Raw genomic sequence first — 15559 nt, forward strand, 5'->3', positions numbered from 1 at the left:
AAGCAGGGAAAAATTAACCAGTGAAATACTTACTTTTATTAACGATCTACACTACTTTCTAAACGATACACAGAAAACAAGAACAGTTAATAGGGGCGAAAATTAATATATAAAATTATTGAGAGTAGTAGTACGGATGTAAAAACAAGCAGAAGAACATAGCCATAAAGCGAATAAGCATATTTTTTATATTTCCAAAGACCGATCGCAAAGACAGTGAGAAATCCTGTTGATATAACCAGCAGGGCATGATACAGCTTTCTGGTTACATTTCCCATCGGAAAAGCAATATAGAAATCGTAATTAGCATCCGCTGTTGGTGTGAAGAATTGATACCATCTGTGGAGCAATAAAACTAAGGTTAGAATAAAAGTATAGACGGTAATTTTTTTTCTAACTTTTGGTTTAGCCGAATGCCATATCAAAGTAAAAGTTCCGATTAAGATCGCGGCAAAGGAAGAGGCAAAAAGTCTAAACATCTATTTATAATAGCACTTTGTTTTGGGCAATTGCAGTAAGCAATGTATCTATTTGAGTAAATAAATATTTTTTTCCTTTCGAATTTATCAATGTATAATCCGCCATCGCAATCGGTCCACCTTTCTCCAAATTTTCGATTTCAGCGATATCACGCTTGGCTGCTTCTTCTTTTGTAAAACTTCTGAATCGTGATTGAGGATCGTTAATTGCTTTTCTCTCACTTATTCTTGTATATCTAACTTGCGGTGGTGCCCATACGGCTACAACGATGACCGTGTCCTTAAAATACTTCTTAATTATCTTATATTCAGTGAAACTATAAAGTCCGTCGGCTACGACATTGTTTTCCTTTAACATATTGTCGATCACGGGAATAATGCGCTTTGCCAAAACACCCTTCCCGTGTTTTTCCCGTAAACCTTCCCTGATTTCTCTTTCAACCTTTTCCGACGGTATGAGATTGCGTTTCTTGACTTCATCAAGGACTACTTGACCGAAACGGACAAATTTAAATCCCTTTCCCACTAAATAATCGGAGACGGTACTTTTGCCGCTTCCAGGCATGCCGGCAACACAAATAACTTTATGCATATGTATATATAATTCCTCTTACATAATAGTGTCAATGCGTAATTACCGTAAATTGCCGATTTGTTGTATAATTAAGTATTCAAATGTCCACAAAATTGGGGACTATCTTTGTAGGTACTAAGCTTAAATCACATAAAAAAGCTCAAGGATCTTCTTTTGCCGGTGAAGACAGTATCAAACTTGATCGCCTTGAAAAAGTTGCCAACCATATAATTTTTGAAGTACAAACAGTTCCTATTATGGGGTTTATCAAAGGTGGAGATAAACTAACCATTTGCACAAACCGTATCGCGATAACCCGTCAGACGATGTTTTCTGATGAGGAACGGCCGATTGCGATCGAGAATATAACATGCGCCAGTGTTTATCGACATTTAATGTATGCTTCATTAAATATCGACACATTCGGTGTTCCCAAACCGGAACCGATAACGCGTTTAAAAATCCAAGACGCAAGACTTGCCAGACGTTATATTTTGGCGTTAATCGAATGTAAAAAAGCGGGGATAGATTTAACAAAATTTGAACTTGAAGAATTAAGAGAGCGCTTAAAAAATTTGGGTGCAGTGCGTTTTACTTCGGAGGAAAAATACCACGAACTCTAGAATAAGATGGTAGATGGTAGATGGTAGATGGTAGATGGTAGATGGTAGATGGTAGATGGTAGATGGTAGATGGTAGATGGTAGATGGTAGATGGTAGATGGTAGATGGTAGATGGTAGATGGGAGTGATTTTTAGATAGAATTGATTCATAATCAAAATATGTATTCCGATAGTCCGAAAGTTCCATATAGTTTCGTCAAAATACTATTTATATATTTAGAAGGAATTTTTACATCGTTACTATTTTTAATTTTGGTTGGTCTGACATATGTGGTTCTTACGGGCAATGAAATGGAAAATCTTATCCTTTTGTGGATTTCTTTTACTCCGTGGCTGGCACGGGAATTACGCAATAGCTATACGTTTGATGCAACTGACCTTGTTGCCTTTCTACTTGTTTGGGGAGCGGTGATAAGTGTTTTTAGCGAATTGGTTTTGCGAAAAACAAGGTTACAAAAGTATATCCCGATAATACTATTTGTTTTTGGCACGATCTTTTTCCCGACAACTTTAATCGTACTATCTTTACGTTTTGGAATTATTTTTGCACTTTTGTTTTTGGGTGTACCATTTGTTATTTACACTTTCTGCATGCTTATGCTTTTAGTATTTGCTGTTGCCAGGAGAAGGCGTGTGCAAAATAAGGCAGTTGAGAAAGTTATATCACTAGAAAGTCAAATACCATCCACCAACGAGTCGAAATTAGAAGCTGATTCTACCAACGCTCCCGATTCACAACTTACCAGGCACTGGGATTAACTAACCTGTATACGATTTTGGTTCTTCACAAAAAATACAAAAAGATGATAATTTAATCAATCCATGTTGAAAGTAAAGCCATTTAAACAAGAAACAGGTTATTGTGGTCCGGCGTCTCTTAAGATTGTATTGGATTACTATGGTATTGAAGTAACAGAAAAAGAATTAGTTGATTCTACCGATTGTTCGGTGCAGATGGGTGTCGAAGCCGGAAGACTTCTTGAGGCAGCGTTGGAATACGGTTTGGAAGGGTATATTAAAGATTTTGCCGATTTAACCGATATTAAAAATCAAGTTGTTGACAAACTCAGACCGGTTATTGTAGATTGGTTTTCCGAGGATGATGGTCATTATAGTGTTGTGGTAGATATCGACGATGAAAATATTTATTTACTCGATCCGGAAATGGGACACGTCAGAGCAATGCGACATACGAAATTCTACCGCGTTTGGTTTGACTTTCCGGGTGATTACATTAAAGCAAAAGACGATCTTACAATCAGAAGGATGATAGTTGTATATAAATAAATTCAAATACATGACACAAGACCCTGGCGGTAATAACAATTCTCACGATTTTCCCAATACGGTTGGAATACTCTATAGCGAAGTTAAAAGAGAATACTTTCCTACAGAAGATCAATACTTAACTGAAAAAGACGCCCTTCACGATGCTCAAGTGATTGCGACATATCTTGATAAACTTGGCTTAAAAACCTATCTTTACCCTGGGGTTCCGGATGTAATAAATAGTCTGAAAAAGGACAAACCGGACATGGTAATTAATTTGGTTGGCTCGGTAAATGGGCAGGAATATTTGTCCTCGACGATTCCGGGAATGTTGGAAAGTCTCGATATACCATATACCGGGGCGGGAATTCTGGGAGAGTCACTTGCGTATAACAAGTTTTTAATTAAAGAGCTTCTCAAAAGCCACGGTATTCCTGTTCCAAATTTCCAATTATTACCTGATATTGCAACTCCGCTTAGTAGTGACCTTCGGTTTCCGCTAATTTCCAAATTAAACGAAATCCATGGTGGGGTAGAAATTACCAACGACTCGGTTTCAAATGATGAAAAGCACCTTCGTGAACGCGTGAAGTATTTAATTGGGACGTACAAACAGCCGGTTGTAGTCGAAGAGTTCATTGCCGGAAAAGAAGTAACTGCGATGTTACTGGAAGGATTGAACAAAAAGGTTTATATGGCAGAAAAAGTATTTAAAGATTATGGTAATCCTAACGCGTTTGCAACTTTTGAAGATCAATGGTTGGAGTCGGGTAAAGATAGTTACCGATATGAAAAATTCAGTGACAGTAATTTATCTCATCTTGTTAAAAAAGCATTTGATGTGACGAGAATGAGTGATTATGGAAAGTTCGATGTGAGAATTGACCAGTCGGGCAGGTATTATTTTATTGATAGCAATAGTAATCCTGCCTTCGGGCCGAAAGAATTGTATTGTGCACTATCGCTTATTCTTGATTTATATGGAATAAACTTCGGCGAGATCGTTAAAAGATTGTTAATGAACACGATGAGAGATGCCAGAGGTAAAGAGAAACTTTCTCCGGTAGAGGAGTAGTCTAAAATAAATCGTAGGCTATAAATTCTTCATACCGTCTTTTCGTAAGAAATTCTCATTATTGGAAGTTGGTATGAAATATTGCGGTGTTAAATAGAGCACGGGTTGGTACGGCAATGATGCTTTGTGTGCAAAAAGTTTGTATGAACGTGCTTGGTGAAAAATTATTCTTAGCAATTGACAAGCAGAAGTTAAAGGAGAAAAATAAGACTCTGATTTAAATACATGGATTATTACAATTTGCCTGAAACAGTAACTTTTCTTGTTAGTCAAAAAGCGTTTATCGTCGAAAAAGGCAAATTACTTCTTCTTCGGTATCCCATCAAACCCAATCGTGAATATAGCGGATATTGGGCTCTACCGGGAGGGTTACTTGAAATCGATGAAAAATTAGATTCAGGATTACTGCGCGAAGTTAAAGAAGAAACGGGCCTTAGTGTTGAGATTGGAAAATTGGTAGCGGTTGGGGATTCGTATTTTGAAAATTTTGTTTTTGCAAACAAAAAAGTAACAGATGTCAGAATCGTGCAAATTGGATATGAATGCACATTGGTCGGGAAGATAAAAGTTATAATTAGTGATGAACACATGGCTTTCAAATGGGAAAAGCTTGATAACCTTAAAGACAATAAATTTACCCCCGACTGCGTGGATTTGATAAACAAATACACCAGCTTACACACGGACTAGCTTTCGAAATCCGCTAGATTTATGTTAACTGGAAAGTTTTGTCCTTGTGCACCCAGTTTTGCATTATGAGCTCTTTGTTCTTTGTAATGCCAATGGAGTAGATGGCAGCTTGTAAACCCGTAAACCCTTTTTTGATCACCTTCACCAACTACAAGCAAAAAAGCTCTTGGTGATACAGTCTGAGTTTCAGGTGATGTACTTAAACCAATATTTCCTTCTAGATAAGTAGTGTCTAGCTCAATAACACCGTTACTGACATTTAGCGGTATCGGGTCGACGTCAAAATTCCATTTGAAATTATCATATCCCGTTTTTTCATCTAAAGTAGCCGGGTAGAGTCTGGCAGTTGATGCACCCGGTGATCCGGTAAAAGTATATTTATCAGACAGCTCTCCTTTTATAAATGGATCATCCCAAAAACTCATCTGTGATTCGAGAGGGCTTGCCATATTTTCGTCCCCAAATACAGATCTATGTACGACAAGTTCCTCTTGCGGAGATAAAGGGCTTTCACCACTAAAATAATATTTCCAGTCACTCAAGTGGTGGGATAACAAGTGTTTCTGCGATTGCGACAACTTCCAGAGCATAATATTGCCTGAGCCAATGTTTTCGGTTCGGGGCATTGTAGGATAGGATGTCCAGTTTTCGAGTCTTAGGTAATAATTTAACAAATGATAATTATTGTAAAGTGTATGATGTGTTTGTTCGTGGATTAATCCCGTGTCGACGACTTTTCCTGAATCAGGATCTTTTGCTAAAAATCCTCCGGAAGTCGGATTATATGTTTTGGGGATTAAGTATCTTGCATACACATCTTTCGAATTGTGAATTGAAGTTACTGATCCATAAGGAGCACCGGGATAATTTTGTAACCACTGCTCATCAACGACGATGACTTTAATTGGATGATTACTGTTATCCATTCTTATACCATTTATTCCGTTTTCGGGTCTTGTTCCGGCAAGGAGTTTATTTGGTAAAGCTCTAAAATGATATTCAAGAAACGGTAATAGTTGTTCTCCATCTGCATTTAATCCATCCTGCCACATTTTAAAAGCCTCATGACCAACAAATATTTCCGGAGTCCTAACACTATTTTCAGGTAAATCTGTTTCCTTGCGACTATTAATGTAGATTTCTAGTTCGTGTGGTTTGAGAGGCGTTTTCCAACCAAGCGTGTGAACAAAAGTGTCCACCCCCTCACGGCTGACGAAATGTGTTTCCTGGAGATTATTAAATTCTTTCGATTCGGTTGTGTATCTAGTGTCAGGAGTAGCCGTCGGTAAGATCAAGCCTTTATCGGCATTTGCAACAGGGGCTGGAGTTGGAAATACGGTTTCGTCACCACACGCCGCTAAAACAACTGCTGCACCAACAGAAGGTAAAAATTGCAAGAACCTCCTTCTTCCTGGGTAAGGTACCCCTTGTTGTATAAGTTTCTTTCTTTCGCCTTCGGGGACATTAAGAATGTTTTCTTCAGTAATATCTGCCATGTCTATATTTTGATTTAATATCTTAACCAAGGCAAGTGGTTAGTGTGATGAGTTACGGAAATTTAAATGTTCCAAATAATTCTGCCTGAAAACTTGATGAAAGTAAGTTGTTTACTCATTAACATTATGCACCATGTGCAATTCTAATATTGTCGGCTAAATTTTCCAAAGCCTTTTGTTTCATTCCATCAATGTCCCTTAGTGGTTTAATATAGCCCTCATTTACTCCTGTACTTGCTATCATTGCCACAGCTTTTCCTGAGTCGTTAACTACTAGTGCACCACTAAAACCCGTTGTGAACGGAATGCTCGTTTTTATTACTTCACCTTCTTGCCTGGCTGTAAATGTCTTGGGTGAAACACCATTGCTTTTTCTCGCGGCTTCTGTATATCCTATTGTGTGTAGATTTTCACTGGGATTTGGCACCCAATTAGTTGCAATGTCGCTAGTTGGGAACGGAGCGAAAGAAATAGCGTTAACGTCTTCCATTTTTATGGCAATAACAGCTTGATCAGATGGTTGATAAGCTTCCGTTGAAGAATCGTATTTTTTATCGACCGGGTAAGTGCTACTAAAGCCTATAAATAACGGTGTTACGGGTAAGTTTAATCCGGTGTGGATTTGATTCAAGTTAGTCTGTGCTTGGTGGGGTGGAAGGTCCGTTATATTGTTAGCGGCGTGTCCTGCGGTCAGGATGTATGCAATGTTGTTTTCACTATCAACTTCCAGCAAAGTTGCGGTAGAAAATATTGGACTTTTTCCCTCACCCATATGCATTTCCAGTCGAAAAGTAGATCGTTTCAAATTGACAGGTATTTGATCCAACTGTTCTTCAAATTCTTGCGGCGTCATTGCTTCCGAAGTTGCCGATATTGACGCTTGAGTTGTTGGAACAACGTCTTCGGCTGTTATTACAAGTCCCGGTGATGGTGTAATTTTTCTACCACACGCCGTTAAAGCAGTTGCTGTACCAACAGAAAATAAGATTTTCAGTATCTCCCTTCTTCCTGGTTTAGATACCCCTTGTTGTATAAGTTTCTTTCTTTCGCCTTCGGGGACATTAAGAATGTTTTCTTCAGTAATATCTGTCATGTCTATATTTTGATTTAATATCTTAACCAAGGCAAGTGGTTAGTGTTATAAAGATGTCGCACATATCAAATAATTACATATGAAAACTTGATGAAAGTAGTTGTGAGTGTATTTAAGATGTAGAATTTCCGGTCACACACTTTTCACTTTGACTCATTTGCCAGTAAATTGTCATACGCTTTTTGTTTCAAGTCCGGTATGTTGGTTAGATATCGAAAGGTCGTTTCGTTGGTATCAGATCTTGTGATAATACCTACACCGTTTCCTTGATCATTTACGACAAGTGATCCGCTGCAACCACCCGAAACTGTAGATCCGAAAAAAGCTTTATTTTCTCCGGTTCTCGAAACATGTAAATTTATCGGGAAAATGCTATCTTGATGAAAAGCTGCAGAAGTGAAAGTGAGAGCATGTAGTTTTTCGCCTACGTTTGAGATTTGACCTGATATTAATTTTTCCATACCAAAAGGAGGGATATTTAATTCACCTTCGTATCTAATGGCAATAACTGCCTGATCGGGATTATTCATATCAATTGGTTCCTTCTCAAGACCAAGCGGTAGAGTAGATGCATAGCCGTGTGAAACTTCTTCCACTTTTTCCCCGCAGTGGTTTTGAGTCAATTGTATTGTCGAATTTTCCTTAGATAACGAGTTTGCAATGTGCCCGTTTGTAAGTACATATACAATTTTATTTTGAGTATCAACTTCTATAACTGTTCCTGAGCCTTTCATTTCAGTTACCTTGTTTGATTCCGTGTCGAGATAGGGTGTAGTTATTTCTACACGAACGGCAGAGTTTACTAAGTTGGGTGGAATTTCCCGCATTTCTGCTTGATATATTTCCGGAGTGCGAGCTTCAGAGGTAGCGTTAATAGCTGCGGTACGTGTGGTTTGTAACGCCTGGGAAGTTGCCTGTACTTGACCTGTGTTATCAGGCTCTGCGCAAGCGATAAGTAAAGATGGTGGTAGCGAAACGACGATCGCACATTTCGTTAGTACACCAAGCAATTTTCTTCTACCGGGGTTTATTACACCCCAACCTGCCAATGCCAGTGCTTTTTCATAGGGGATATATAAAATATCGGATTCGTTGTCAACCATGGTTATATTTTACTCTGCGCACGGCAACAAAGTTAGTATAATTTAAAAATACACAGTGCGTTATAATACAAAGGTTATATTCTTTATGAAAAATATTTATAAAATAGTAAAGCTTTCTAAACCACAGCATAGTTGGATAATTTTTGTCTCACTTATTATTACCGTTCAGGCAATTTTGCAACAGGCGACACCCGTGACGCTCCGTTTTGTTGTCGACGAGTTATCAAACCAAATTAATGATACAAGTGGTGATTACCAAAAACTGGTTTCTTTGTTTCTTTTAATCTTAGTTATAAATATCACAGGCGTAATATTAAGCACGCTAAATCAAAGAATTGGGGATCACATCTCGTCACGTTTGGGAAAATATTTGACCGAGGTGTATTACCGTAAAGTATTTACACTTCCTCAGAAATACTTTGACTCGGAAATTTCCGGCCAAATGGTCAATCAGCTTAATCGCGGAATTAACTCGATCAGGGAGTTTGTTGGGGCAGCTACGAATTTTATTATGCCATCTTTGTTGCAAGCGATTTTCGGTATCGGCATATTACTTTACTATGATAAAACAATCGGTCTTTTGGCGCTAAGCGTTTTTCCCGTTTATATTGCCATTTCTTCATATTCGACTACAAGATGGGGGAAACTTCAGGAAGAAAAAAATGTTCACGAGGATCAAACCAGGGGGAGAATTCAGGAAGTAATAAGTAATATTAAACTCGTAAAAACTTACAACACGCAAATGAGTGAATGGAAATATGTCTCAGATAAATACAAAACTATAAATAAAATATATGACAAACAATCTACTCAATACCATATATTAAACTTCATCCGGGAATTCGGCTTGGAGATTTCTTTTGTGGCAATTTTGTTTCTAGTTTTTCGAAAAACATTTTACGGAGAATTAAGTTTAGGAGAGATGGTTTTAATAATTCAACTTATGGGCCAACTAAGGTGGCCTTTGTATGGTATGAGTTATATATTGGAGCGAATTCAACGCGCTGAAGCGGACTCGAAAGCGTTTTTTGAAGTACTTGCATTACAAGGAAGCGAAAAATTTATCGTAGGTAATATACAACGTGTCTTGAGAGATCCGGAAATTGAATTTACTAACGTCAGCTTTTCTTATGACGAGCAAGGAAAAGATGTTTTACATGATCTAAATTTAAAATTAGAAAAACGCCAGAAAGTGGCATTGGTTGGTCATTCCGGATCGGGAAAAACGACGCTTATTAATTTAATACTTAAGCTTTACGATCCGACTCAAGGATCGATAAAGATGTCGAGAAAAGATTATAGAAAAATTAATCACACAGTTATTCGAAACAATATCGCTCTTGTGTTTCAGGAAAACGAATTATTTTCATCCACCATTCGCGAAAATGTAGCATATGGAATTAAAAATGCTACCGATAAACAGGTCATAAAAGCTTTGATTCAAGCAAACGCGTATAGTTTTGTAAAAAAATATAAAGAAGGACTTGATGCAAAAATTGGTGAACGGGGAGTGAAATTATCAGGTGGGCAAAAGCAAAGAATTCAAATTGCCAGGGCAATACTACACGACAAACCGATTTTAATTTTAGATGAAGCAACAAGTAGCCTAGATAGTAAATCGGAAAAATACGTGCAGGACGCACTGGAAAAATTAATGAAAAACAGGCTTGTAATCATTATTGCTCACCGTTTTTCGACAATTCAAAACGTCGATAGAGTTGTTGTTCTAAACAAAGGAAGAATTGTGGATAGCGGAAAACCTAAAGAACTGGCAGGAAGAAAGGGAATCTATTCGGAACTATTAAGGTATCAAATGGAAGGCAACAAGAAACTTCTAAGCGAATATGAATTGACGTGATAACTTTCTTGATTACGTTTTTTTAGTAATTCCACACGATTTAACGTGTTAATTAAGATTTGTCTTACCGCTGAAGGCGGAAAACACTGTAGCGCGTAAAGTATCAGCGTGTAAAATAAATTTCGGCGAGTAACAGGTAGGTGTATCATACCTTAGATTGTCACGTATTGTTTGCAAAGTAATGGTATAGTGTGAATATGAACCCGGAACGCAGCGGGTTAGTTAAGGTAAGAAATATTTCACTTACACTACTTTTCGGATTAACTTCTCTTGCGGGAGATACGGCTAATAATACTGTTTATTCTAATGAAGTCGGTACGCGTGCCACGTTAAGTGACGGAATAAATTATAAACAGGAAATAGTAGACAGCCCAAGCACTCTTCGTATCCATACGATTGAAATACCCGACATTTCCAGAGTGGGGTTTTTGGTTACGCCCCCTCAAACAATTAACGGTTGGGAAACGTCGGCGCAAACACTGGTTGACCAGATAGGGGGAGTAGTTGATAGATTTAAGGTGGTAGTAGCGGTTAATGCTAATTTTTTTGAACCGTTTGAATCCGGCATCTATCCTAACTACGGCGATGGTATTAATATTTTAGGACAGGCAGTATCACAAGGAATTGAATTCTCGCCTCCCCAGGAAAAATACCCTGTATTGTGTATCGGCGATATTTTGTCGGTAGACGAAAGTGCTTGTCCAACGGAAACTGAAAATGTGATTGCGGGTAACGTGCTTCTAATTAACGAGGGTGAAATTGCCGATTTTTATGATGATAACGAAAAACATCCCCGAACCGCGATGGGAATTAGTGAAGACGGAAAAAGCTTGTGGATCGTCGTTGTTGACGGACGCCAGAAGAAAAGTGAAGGAGTAACACTTACAAAATTGTCAGAGATACTTCTTAGATATAACGTCTATCAAGCGATTAACTTTGATGGCGGAGGATCTTGCACGCTCATTTTTGTTGATGAAAATGGCAACATCAAGTTACTAAATATTCCGGTGAATAAACCGTCGGCGTATTCACCAGGTCGTATGGGATTGACTAGAAACATAGGCGATAGTTTGATGATAGGAAATAGTAAGGAGTAATTTAGATAGGGGAGGCTTGCACTTTGGTACACATTGACCATGAAATGACGCTTGGGTAACATGCTAAAATAAATTCATGGAAAATATTACATACTACAAAAATAAACTGATAATGCCCCTTTTCATTATTATCAGCTTTGTGTTGTCTATCATTCTTCAAATGATTACCGTCATTTCACTCTTGCGATATATATGGTTATCACTTACTGTTATTCTCGTTTCGGCCGGTGTGTTTTTCATCACTCAAAAATTATCCAAAAGAAAAACGCACATTACACGTTTCGGGCAAGATGACTTTGTTCAATTCTCCTTTGTATTTTTAGTAGTTTACTTGGGACTTTTTTTCTTTGATCAGGTATTCAAATTTAGCGGTGGTTACTTTGATATCGGTACGGAATTAATTAATTTTAGTTTAGGATTGCTCTCGGGAGTTTTTTACATATTGATACTTTATCTTGCAATGAACCATGCTCTTTTTGGATTAGTTAAAAAAATTTCCGGTGTGAAAAATATGGGAGATAAAAAAGATGACAAAATTAGTTTATTAATCGCTATTTCAAGCGTAATACCATTTTTATTTATTCTTTTTGTAATTTCCAAAGGTTTTAGTTATTGGACTGGTGTTTTGCATATAGAAGGGAACACACTTTCTGTTTTGATGACAGGATGTGTTATCGGTCCACCATTTTATTTATATATTGATATTGTCAGAAATGACTGGAGAAGTTATAAAAAAAGATCACTCTGATTGTTTTCCGGGTGAAAACTTCCATACACAATCAGAAATGCCATCTTCCGTGCCGAAGGTGTCGGTTGCCTTTTTGTAGATATCTACACTTTCGCACTCAGTTCTCGTTTTTTCGTAAAAGCATGCTTTCTCAAAAACTTCACTGTCATTAAGCCCTGAATTTTTGACCACGGTAAATTTCGCACCACAACTCCACAGAGGTGCGGGTTTGGCAATATAGAGTACTAAAATTATACCGCCAAAAAAAAGAAGTACGAAGAAGAATATTTTATTTACGTCGGCTATCACTTCCTTAGTATAACAAATTATTTTATCGAACAATACTTAGACTAAAGGTAAAAGTATCGACAATGTACTGGCTAACTGACAATGCGAACTGTCTGCGGGGGTGTTGAGACAATTATCTTACTTAGTTAGACTAAACGTCTGAGTAAACTTACGACAGTAATCGTAGTCGGTAAAATTGCCGGACTGTTGGGTTAGTAATTGGGTACAGCGCTTATGTTCTTCCAAAACCAGATCATAAGTATTTTTGGATTTCTCATACATTACTCTTTTGTCTAACGTATTTTTGTAGTAGAGATAGAAAACCCCCGCTAACGATAAAATTATCAAAATTAAAAGGATGATCACTCGCGTCTTTAAACCCATTTTCACCTTTTTTTCTTTTGGAGAATTTTGTTTTTCTTCCATAAACCAATAATACCAGATGACGACAAGAAGCTGAAGTAGACGATCAGCGCATTTGTCATGAAAAAGATCAGAAAAATAATATACAATCCATTTATGAAAATTGCAGTTATCGACATCGGAACGCTGAAAGTTAAAATGCTCATGGGGAATGTAACTTCTTCAAATAAATTCGAAACACTTTATCAGTCAAATACACTAACATGCTTGGGTGTCAGAATGACCGAAAATAATAACCGTCCCCAGGAAAAAAATCTTAACCAAACCTTGGAGGAATTGAAAAGGTGCGAGAAGTTATTAAGACAGGCGAAGGTTGAGAAAGTTAGAGTCGTATCTACCCATGCATTAAGGGAAATGGGCGAGGTTGGTAATGAGATAGCAAACAAGATACGTAAAGAAGTTGGTATGAAGATTGAAATAATAAGCCAAGACGAAGAAGCGCAATTATTTTTCAACGCTGTGATGAGAGATTTTAAAACCGATAGTGATTTCACGGTGGTTGATGTTGGAGGTGGGAGTGTGCAGATTCTTATTGGCAATAAACATAAATTGAAACATAAATACCTCTTGAAAACCGGAGCACAATACTTATTTGACAATTTCACACCGCGCCATACCGGTAGTGATTTTCCGACACGAGAAGAAATCAGAAATATGCAAGATTATGTGATTCGTGAACTCGCACCCGTTCCCAAAGCAATTGAAACACCCGTCATATACGGTTCTTCCTGCATCATTGATGTTTTCAAACAAATCGGTCTTAACATGCAAAAATATTATTTGTCGAAGTCTCATCCATTCAGGGCAGACGTTAACGAACTTGAAAAATTTTCCGAGAAAATTACACCCATACCTTACGACGAGAGAGAAAAAAATTATCAGCTGGATCAGAAATATTATTTATGGGGAATAGAGAAAGCGTTTATAAACATTTTGGAAATTTGCAAAAAGGAACGATCGCCGTTTATAATCCCCAGTAATTCAAACATAAACGACGGGCTTGTTATGAGTATGCGTGAATAATAGAAGCAGTACCCCTATTTAACTAATATGGGAAAAGAATATGGCATATTTGATGGTGAAAGAATTGATCCTTCTATGCTTTCTTTGTCATATTTATTAAATCAACCTGAACCTAAGTATGGTCATAAACATACTCCATGGGGCATGTGGCATACCCTGGAAATTCACCAAGAGCGATACAGATTTGTTAATTCGTTGGGGGATCTGGGACAAATTTTAGATGTGGCTTGTGGGACGGGGTACGGAGAACGGTTAATTAAATCTTCAAATTATGTCGTCGGAGTTGATCTTAGTTACGATGCCTTAGTATTTGGTCGGGGAATGGGTTCAGGTCGTCAATATGCGGTAAATGCAAACGCGACATCGCTACCGTTTGGTAATGATACTTTTGATACTGTTGTAAGTTTCGAAACGATGGAACACATACCGCTAGATCAGGTGCCACACTATCTGAGTGAAGTACAAAGAGTTCTTGGTAATTCTGGACGATTTGTAGTTTCTGTCCCCAACAGAGTGTTTAATAATCCCGGTACAAGCATAGATGGCTCTCCTGTCAACCCATATCATTTTTTTGAACCAACGATTGAAGACTTTCAGGATTTATTATCTCCACATTTTCAACACATTGATTATTATTATCAAACGGGCAAAATATTTACGCCTCGAAATAGCGTTCTGGGGAAAATGGCTAAATTACCAAGAGTTTTACAGGGAAGATATGCACGAGTTAACCCCTTATCAGATTTAAACGAGGGCCTTGAAATTCCTTCGACTTTTATTGCAGTTTGTAGAAATTAATTTATACTGATTAAAACTACTTGTGATTGTATGACAAGTAAATAAAATATAAAAGGCGATAAAGGAAAGGTGAGTGAAGCCTAATTGGAGAGTTGTTAATTTTAAGCACATGGAACTAAAGGAAAAAACAATACTTATCACGGGATCCACAGATGGGCTGGGAAAACTGTTGGCACAGCATTTTTCCGATAAAGGGTTAAGGGTAATTATCCACGGAAAAAACAAAGAAAAAGTACACTTAGTTAAAAAACAAATCAATGCATACGATACTGTTGTGTGTGATTTCAACAAACCATCAACGGTAAAAAGTGCTTTTGTGAAATTGGGTGAGTTGGATATTTTAATTAATAACGCCGGTGTATGGTTGGAGGGAAATACACTTGAGATGCAACACGAAAAAATTATTGAAAATATTAATGTAAATTTACTCTCGCATTTACTGGTAACAAGAACACTATTGCCGAAACTTGTTAAGTCAAAATTTGCTCAAATATTAAATGTTGTAAGTGTCGCGGGTATCGAAATACCGTTTGATTATTATCATACGATTTATACTGCGGCGAAATATGGCATGCAGGGCTTTAGTGAAGGCTTGGAAAAAGAATTTGATAATAAAAATATTCGCGTTATGGGTTTTTACCCCGGAGGTATGAATACCAAGTTATTTAAGAAAGCAGGGATGGTTTACAAAGTAAACGAGCCTTGGATGTTTGATATTGCGGAAGCGGTTGAAGCGATTGACTTCATGTTAACCAGATCACCCAAAATAAATATTAAAAGGATGGATTTGATAAATCATTTACAAAAGTAAGTAATGCTTCGGGTTGGCGCAAAGTTTAACTAACCATCTTTTTATGAAAGTAGAATGGCTAACACTAAAGACTGTTGGCGAAGGACGAGAAATCACTTATTATTAATTACCACTCTAGCCGGTACTGTGGCA

The 15559-nt window shown here is 37.5% G+C and carries 18 protein-coding genes; 11 read left to right on the forward strand and 7 right to left on the reverse strand.

The genetic code is table 11. The annotated features are described in order from the left end of the window. Window positions 1–86: 86 nt before the first annotated feature. Window positions 87–479, reverse strand: coding sequence for a hypothetical protein (locus IPM62_02125; GenBank protein QQS39387.1), 393 nt, complete (start codon window positions 477–479; stop codon window positions 87–89). Window positions 480–483: 4 nt separating this feature from the next. After that, entirely contained in the window at window positions 484–1071 is a 588-nt protein-coding gene (locus tag IPM62_02130) for an AAA family ATPase (protein QQS39388.1), read from the reverse strand. Window positions 1072–1154: 83 nt separating this feature from the next. Here IPM62_02130 and IPM62_02135 point away from each other — a divergent pair, with 83 nt between their 5' ends. The 5 genes from IPM62_02135 to IPM62_02155 all read left to right on the forward strand — a co-directional run bounded on the left by IPM62_02135 (window position 1155) and on the right by IPM62_02155 (window position 4710). Further along, window positions 1155–1676 carry a hypothetical protein gene (locus IPM62_02135; protein ID QQS39389.1) on the forward strand — a complete coding sequence of 174 codons (522 nt, stop codon included), beginning with the start codon at window positions 1155–1157 and terminating at the stop codon, window positions 1674–1676. Window positions 1677–1835: 159 nt separating this feature from the next. Next, entirely contained in the window at window positions 1836–2435 is a 600-nt protein-coding gene (locus tag IPM62_02140; GenBank protein QQS39390.1) for a hypothetical protein, read from the forward strand. Between the two features lie 63 nt (window positions 2436–2498). Beyond that, a complete protein-coding gene (locus IPM62_02145; protein ID QQS39391.1) occupies window positions 2499–2963 on the forward strand; it encodes a C39 family peptidase in 465 nt (154 codons plus the stop codon). Window positions 2964–2973: 10 nt separating this feature from the next. Beyond that, the gene (locus tag IPM62_02150) at window positions 2974–4020 is read left to right on the forward strand and encodes a hypothetical protein (protein ID QQS39392.1); all 1047 of its coding nucleotides are present in this window, start codon (window positions 2974–2976) and stop codon (window positions 4018–4020) included. A gap of 225 nt (window positions 4021–4245) precedes the next feature. After that, window positions 4246–4710 (forward strand): NUDIX domain-containing protein, encoded by a 465-nt coding sequence (locus IPM62_02155; GenBank protein ID QQS39393.1) that lies wholly within the window; start codon window positions 4246–4248, stop codon window positions 4708–4710. Here IPM62_02155 and IPM62_02160 read toward each other — a convergent pair. The 3 genes from IPM62_02160 to IPM62_02170 form a co-directional block, all read right to left on the reverse strand. Next, window positions 4707–6206: a hypothetical protein gene (locus tag IPM62_02160; GenBank protein QQS39394.1), complete on the reverse strand. Its 1500-nt coding sequence runs from the start codon at window positions 6204–6206 to the stop codon at window positions 4707–4709. The two genes, IPM62_02155 and IPM62_02160, sit on opposite strands and share 4 nt — an antisense overlap. 124 nt (window positions 6207–6330) lie before the next feature. Further along, window positions 6331–7299: a hypothetical protein gene (locus IPM62_02165; protein QQS39395.1), complete on the reverse strand. Its 969-nt coding sequence runs from the start codon at window positions 7297–7299 to the stop codon at window positions 6331–6333. 143 nt (window positions 7300–7442) lie between these two features. After that, window positions 7443–8402 carry a hypothetical protein gene (locus IPM62_02170; protein ID QQS39396.1) on the reverse strand — a complete coding sequence of 320 codons (960 nt, stop codon included), beginning with the start codon at window positions 8400–8402 and terminating at the stop codon, window positions 7443–7445. Window positions 8403–8487: 85 nt separating this feature from the next. Between IPM62_02170 and IPM62_02175 the strand changes: the two genes are divergently transcribed. From IPM62_02175 to IPM62_02185, 3 genes are all read left to right on the forward strand, one after another. Then, complete coding sequence (locus IPM62_02175) at window positions 8488–10260, forward strand: ABC transporter ATP-binding protein (GenBank protein ID QQS39397.1); 1773 nt, start codon at window positions 8488–8490, stop codon at window positions 10258–10260. Between the two features lie 197 nt (window positions 10261–10457). Next, window positions 10458–11357, forward strand: a complete 900-nt coding sequence (locus IPM62_02180; GenBank protein ID QQS39398.1) for a phosphodiester glycosidase family protein — start codon at window positions 10458–10460, stop codon at window positions 11355–11357. A gap of 76 nt (window positions 11358–11433) precedes the next feature. Beyond that, window positions 11434–12105: a hypothetical protein gene (locus IPM62_02185; GenBank protein QQS39399.1), complete on the forward strand. Its 672-nt coding sequence runs from the start codon at window positions 11434–11436 to the stop codon at window positions 12103–12105. Here IPM62_02185 and IPM62_02190 read toward each other — a convergent pair. Then, a complete protein-coding gene (locus IPM62_02190) occupies window positions 12097–12393 on the reverse strand; it encodes a hypothetical protein (protein ID QQS39400.1) in 297 nt (98 codons plus the stop codon). The genes IPM62_02185 and IPM62_02190 overlap by 9 nt on opposite strands. Window positions 12394–12510: 117 nt before the next feature. After that, window positions 12511–12798: a hypothetical protein gene (locus IPM62_02195; GenBank protein QQS39401.1), complete on the reverse strand. Its 288-nt coding sequence runs from the start codon at window positions 12796–12798 to the stop codon at window positions 12511–12513. A 93-nt stretch (window positions 12799–12891) separates the two neighbouring features. On the opposite strand from IPM62_02195, the gene IPM62_02200 reads away from it, so the two are divergent. The 3 genes from IPM62_02200 to IPM62_02210 all read left to right on the forward strand — a co-directional run bounded on the left by IPM62_02200 (window position 12892) and on the right by IPM62_02210 (window position 15427). Further along, window positions 12892–13818 (forward strand): hypothetical protein, encoded by a 927-nt coding sequence (locus tag IPM62_02200; protein QQS39402.1) that lies wholly within the window; start codon window positions 12892–12894, stop codon window positions 13816–13818. Between the two features lie 27 nt (window positions 13819–13845). After that, a complete protein-coding gene (locus tag IPM62_02205) occupies window positions 13846–14616 on the forward strand; it encodes a class I SAM-dependent methyltransferase (GenBank protein QQS39403.1) in 771 nt (256 codons plus the stop codon). Between the two features lie 109 nt (window positions 14617–14725). After that, window positions 14726–15427, forward strand: coding sequence for an SDR family NAD(P)-dependent oxidoreductase (locus IPM62_02210; protein QQS39404.1), 702 nt, complete (start codon window positions 14726–14728; stop codon window positions 15425–15427). Window positions 15428–15559: the final 132 nt, after the last annotated feature.

It is taken from the genome of Candidatus Woesebacteria bacterium, from assembly GCA_016700095.1.
Classification (GTDB): Bacteria; Patescibacteriota; Microgenomatia; order UBA8517; family UBA8517.

Excerpts from the sequence above, each read along its gene's own strand:
- IPM62_02155 (QQS39393.1), top strand. The coding sequence starts at position 4,246 with ATGGATTATTACAATTTGCCTGAAACAGTAACTTTTCTTGTTAGTCAA.
- IPM62_02160 (QQS39394.1), bottom strand. The coding sequence starts at position 6,206 with ATGGCAGATATTACTGAAGAAAACATTCTTAATGTCCCCGAAGGCGAA.
- IPM62_02180 (QQS39398.1), top strand. The coding sequence starts at position 10,458 with ATGAACCCGGAACGCAGCGGGTTAGTTAAGGTAAGAAATATTTCACTT.
- IPM62_02185 (QQS39399.1), top strand. The coding sequence starts at position 11,434 with ATGGAAAATATTACATACTACAAAAATAAACTGATAATGCCCCTTTTC.
- IPM62_02145 (QQS39391.1), top strand. The coding sequence starts at position 2,499 with ATGTTGAAAGTAAAGCCATTTAAACAAGAAACAGGTTATTGTGGTCCG.
- IPM62_02200 (QQS39402.1), top strand. The coding sequence starts at position 12,892 with ATGAAAATTGCAGTTATCGACATCGGAACGCTGAAAGTTAAAATGCTC.
- IPM62_02205 (QQS39403.1), top strand. The coding sequence starts at position 13,846 with ATGGGAAAAGAATATGGCATATTTGATGGTGAAAGAATTGATCCTTCT.
- IPM62_02195 (QQS39401.1), bottom strand. The coding sequence starts at position 12,798 with ATGGAAGAAAAACAAAATTCTCCAAAAGAAAAAAAGGTGAAAATGGGT.
- IPM62_02210 (QQS39404.1), top strand. The coding sequence starts at position 14,726 with ATGGAACTAAAGGAAAAAACAATACTTATCACGGGATCCACAGATGGG.
- IPM62_02165 (QQS39395.1), bottom strand. The coding sequence starts at position 7,299 with ATGACAGATATTACTGAAGAAAACATTCTTAATGTCCCCGAAGGCGAA.
- IPM62_02130 (QQS39388.1), bottom strand. The coding sequence starts at position 1,071 with ATGCATAAAGTTATTTGTGTTGCCGGCATGCCTGGAAGCGGCAAAAGT.
- IPM62_02150 (QQS39392.1), top strand. The coding sequence starts at position 2,974 with ATGACACAAGACCCTGGCGGTAATAACAATTCTCACGATTTTCCCAAT.
- IPM62_02135 (QQS39389.1), top strand. The coding sequence starts at position 1,155 with ATGTCCACAAAATTGGGGACTATCTTTGTAGGTACTAAGCTTAAATCA.
- IPM62_02170 (QQS39396.1), bottom strand. The coding sequence starts at position 8,402 with ATGGTTGACAACGAATCCGATATTTTATATATCCCCTATGAAAAAGCA.
- IPM62_02175 (QQS39397.1), top strand. The coding sequence starts at position 8,488 with ATGAAAAATATTTATAAAATAGTAAAGCTTTCTAAACCACAGCATAGT.
- IPM62_02125 (QQS39387.1), bottom strand. The coding sequence starts at position 479 with ATGTTTAGACTTTTTGCCTCTTCCTTTGCCGCGATCTTAATCGGAACT.
- IPM62_02140 (QQS39390.1), top strand. The coding sequence starts at position 1,836 with ATGTATTCCGATAGTCCGAAAGTTCCATATAGTTTCGTCAAAATACTA.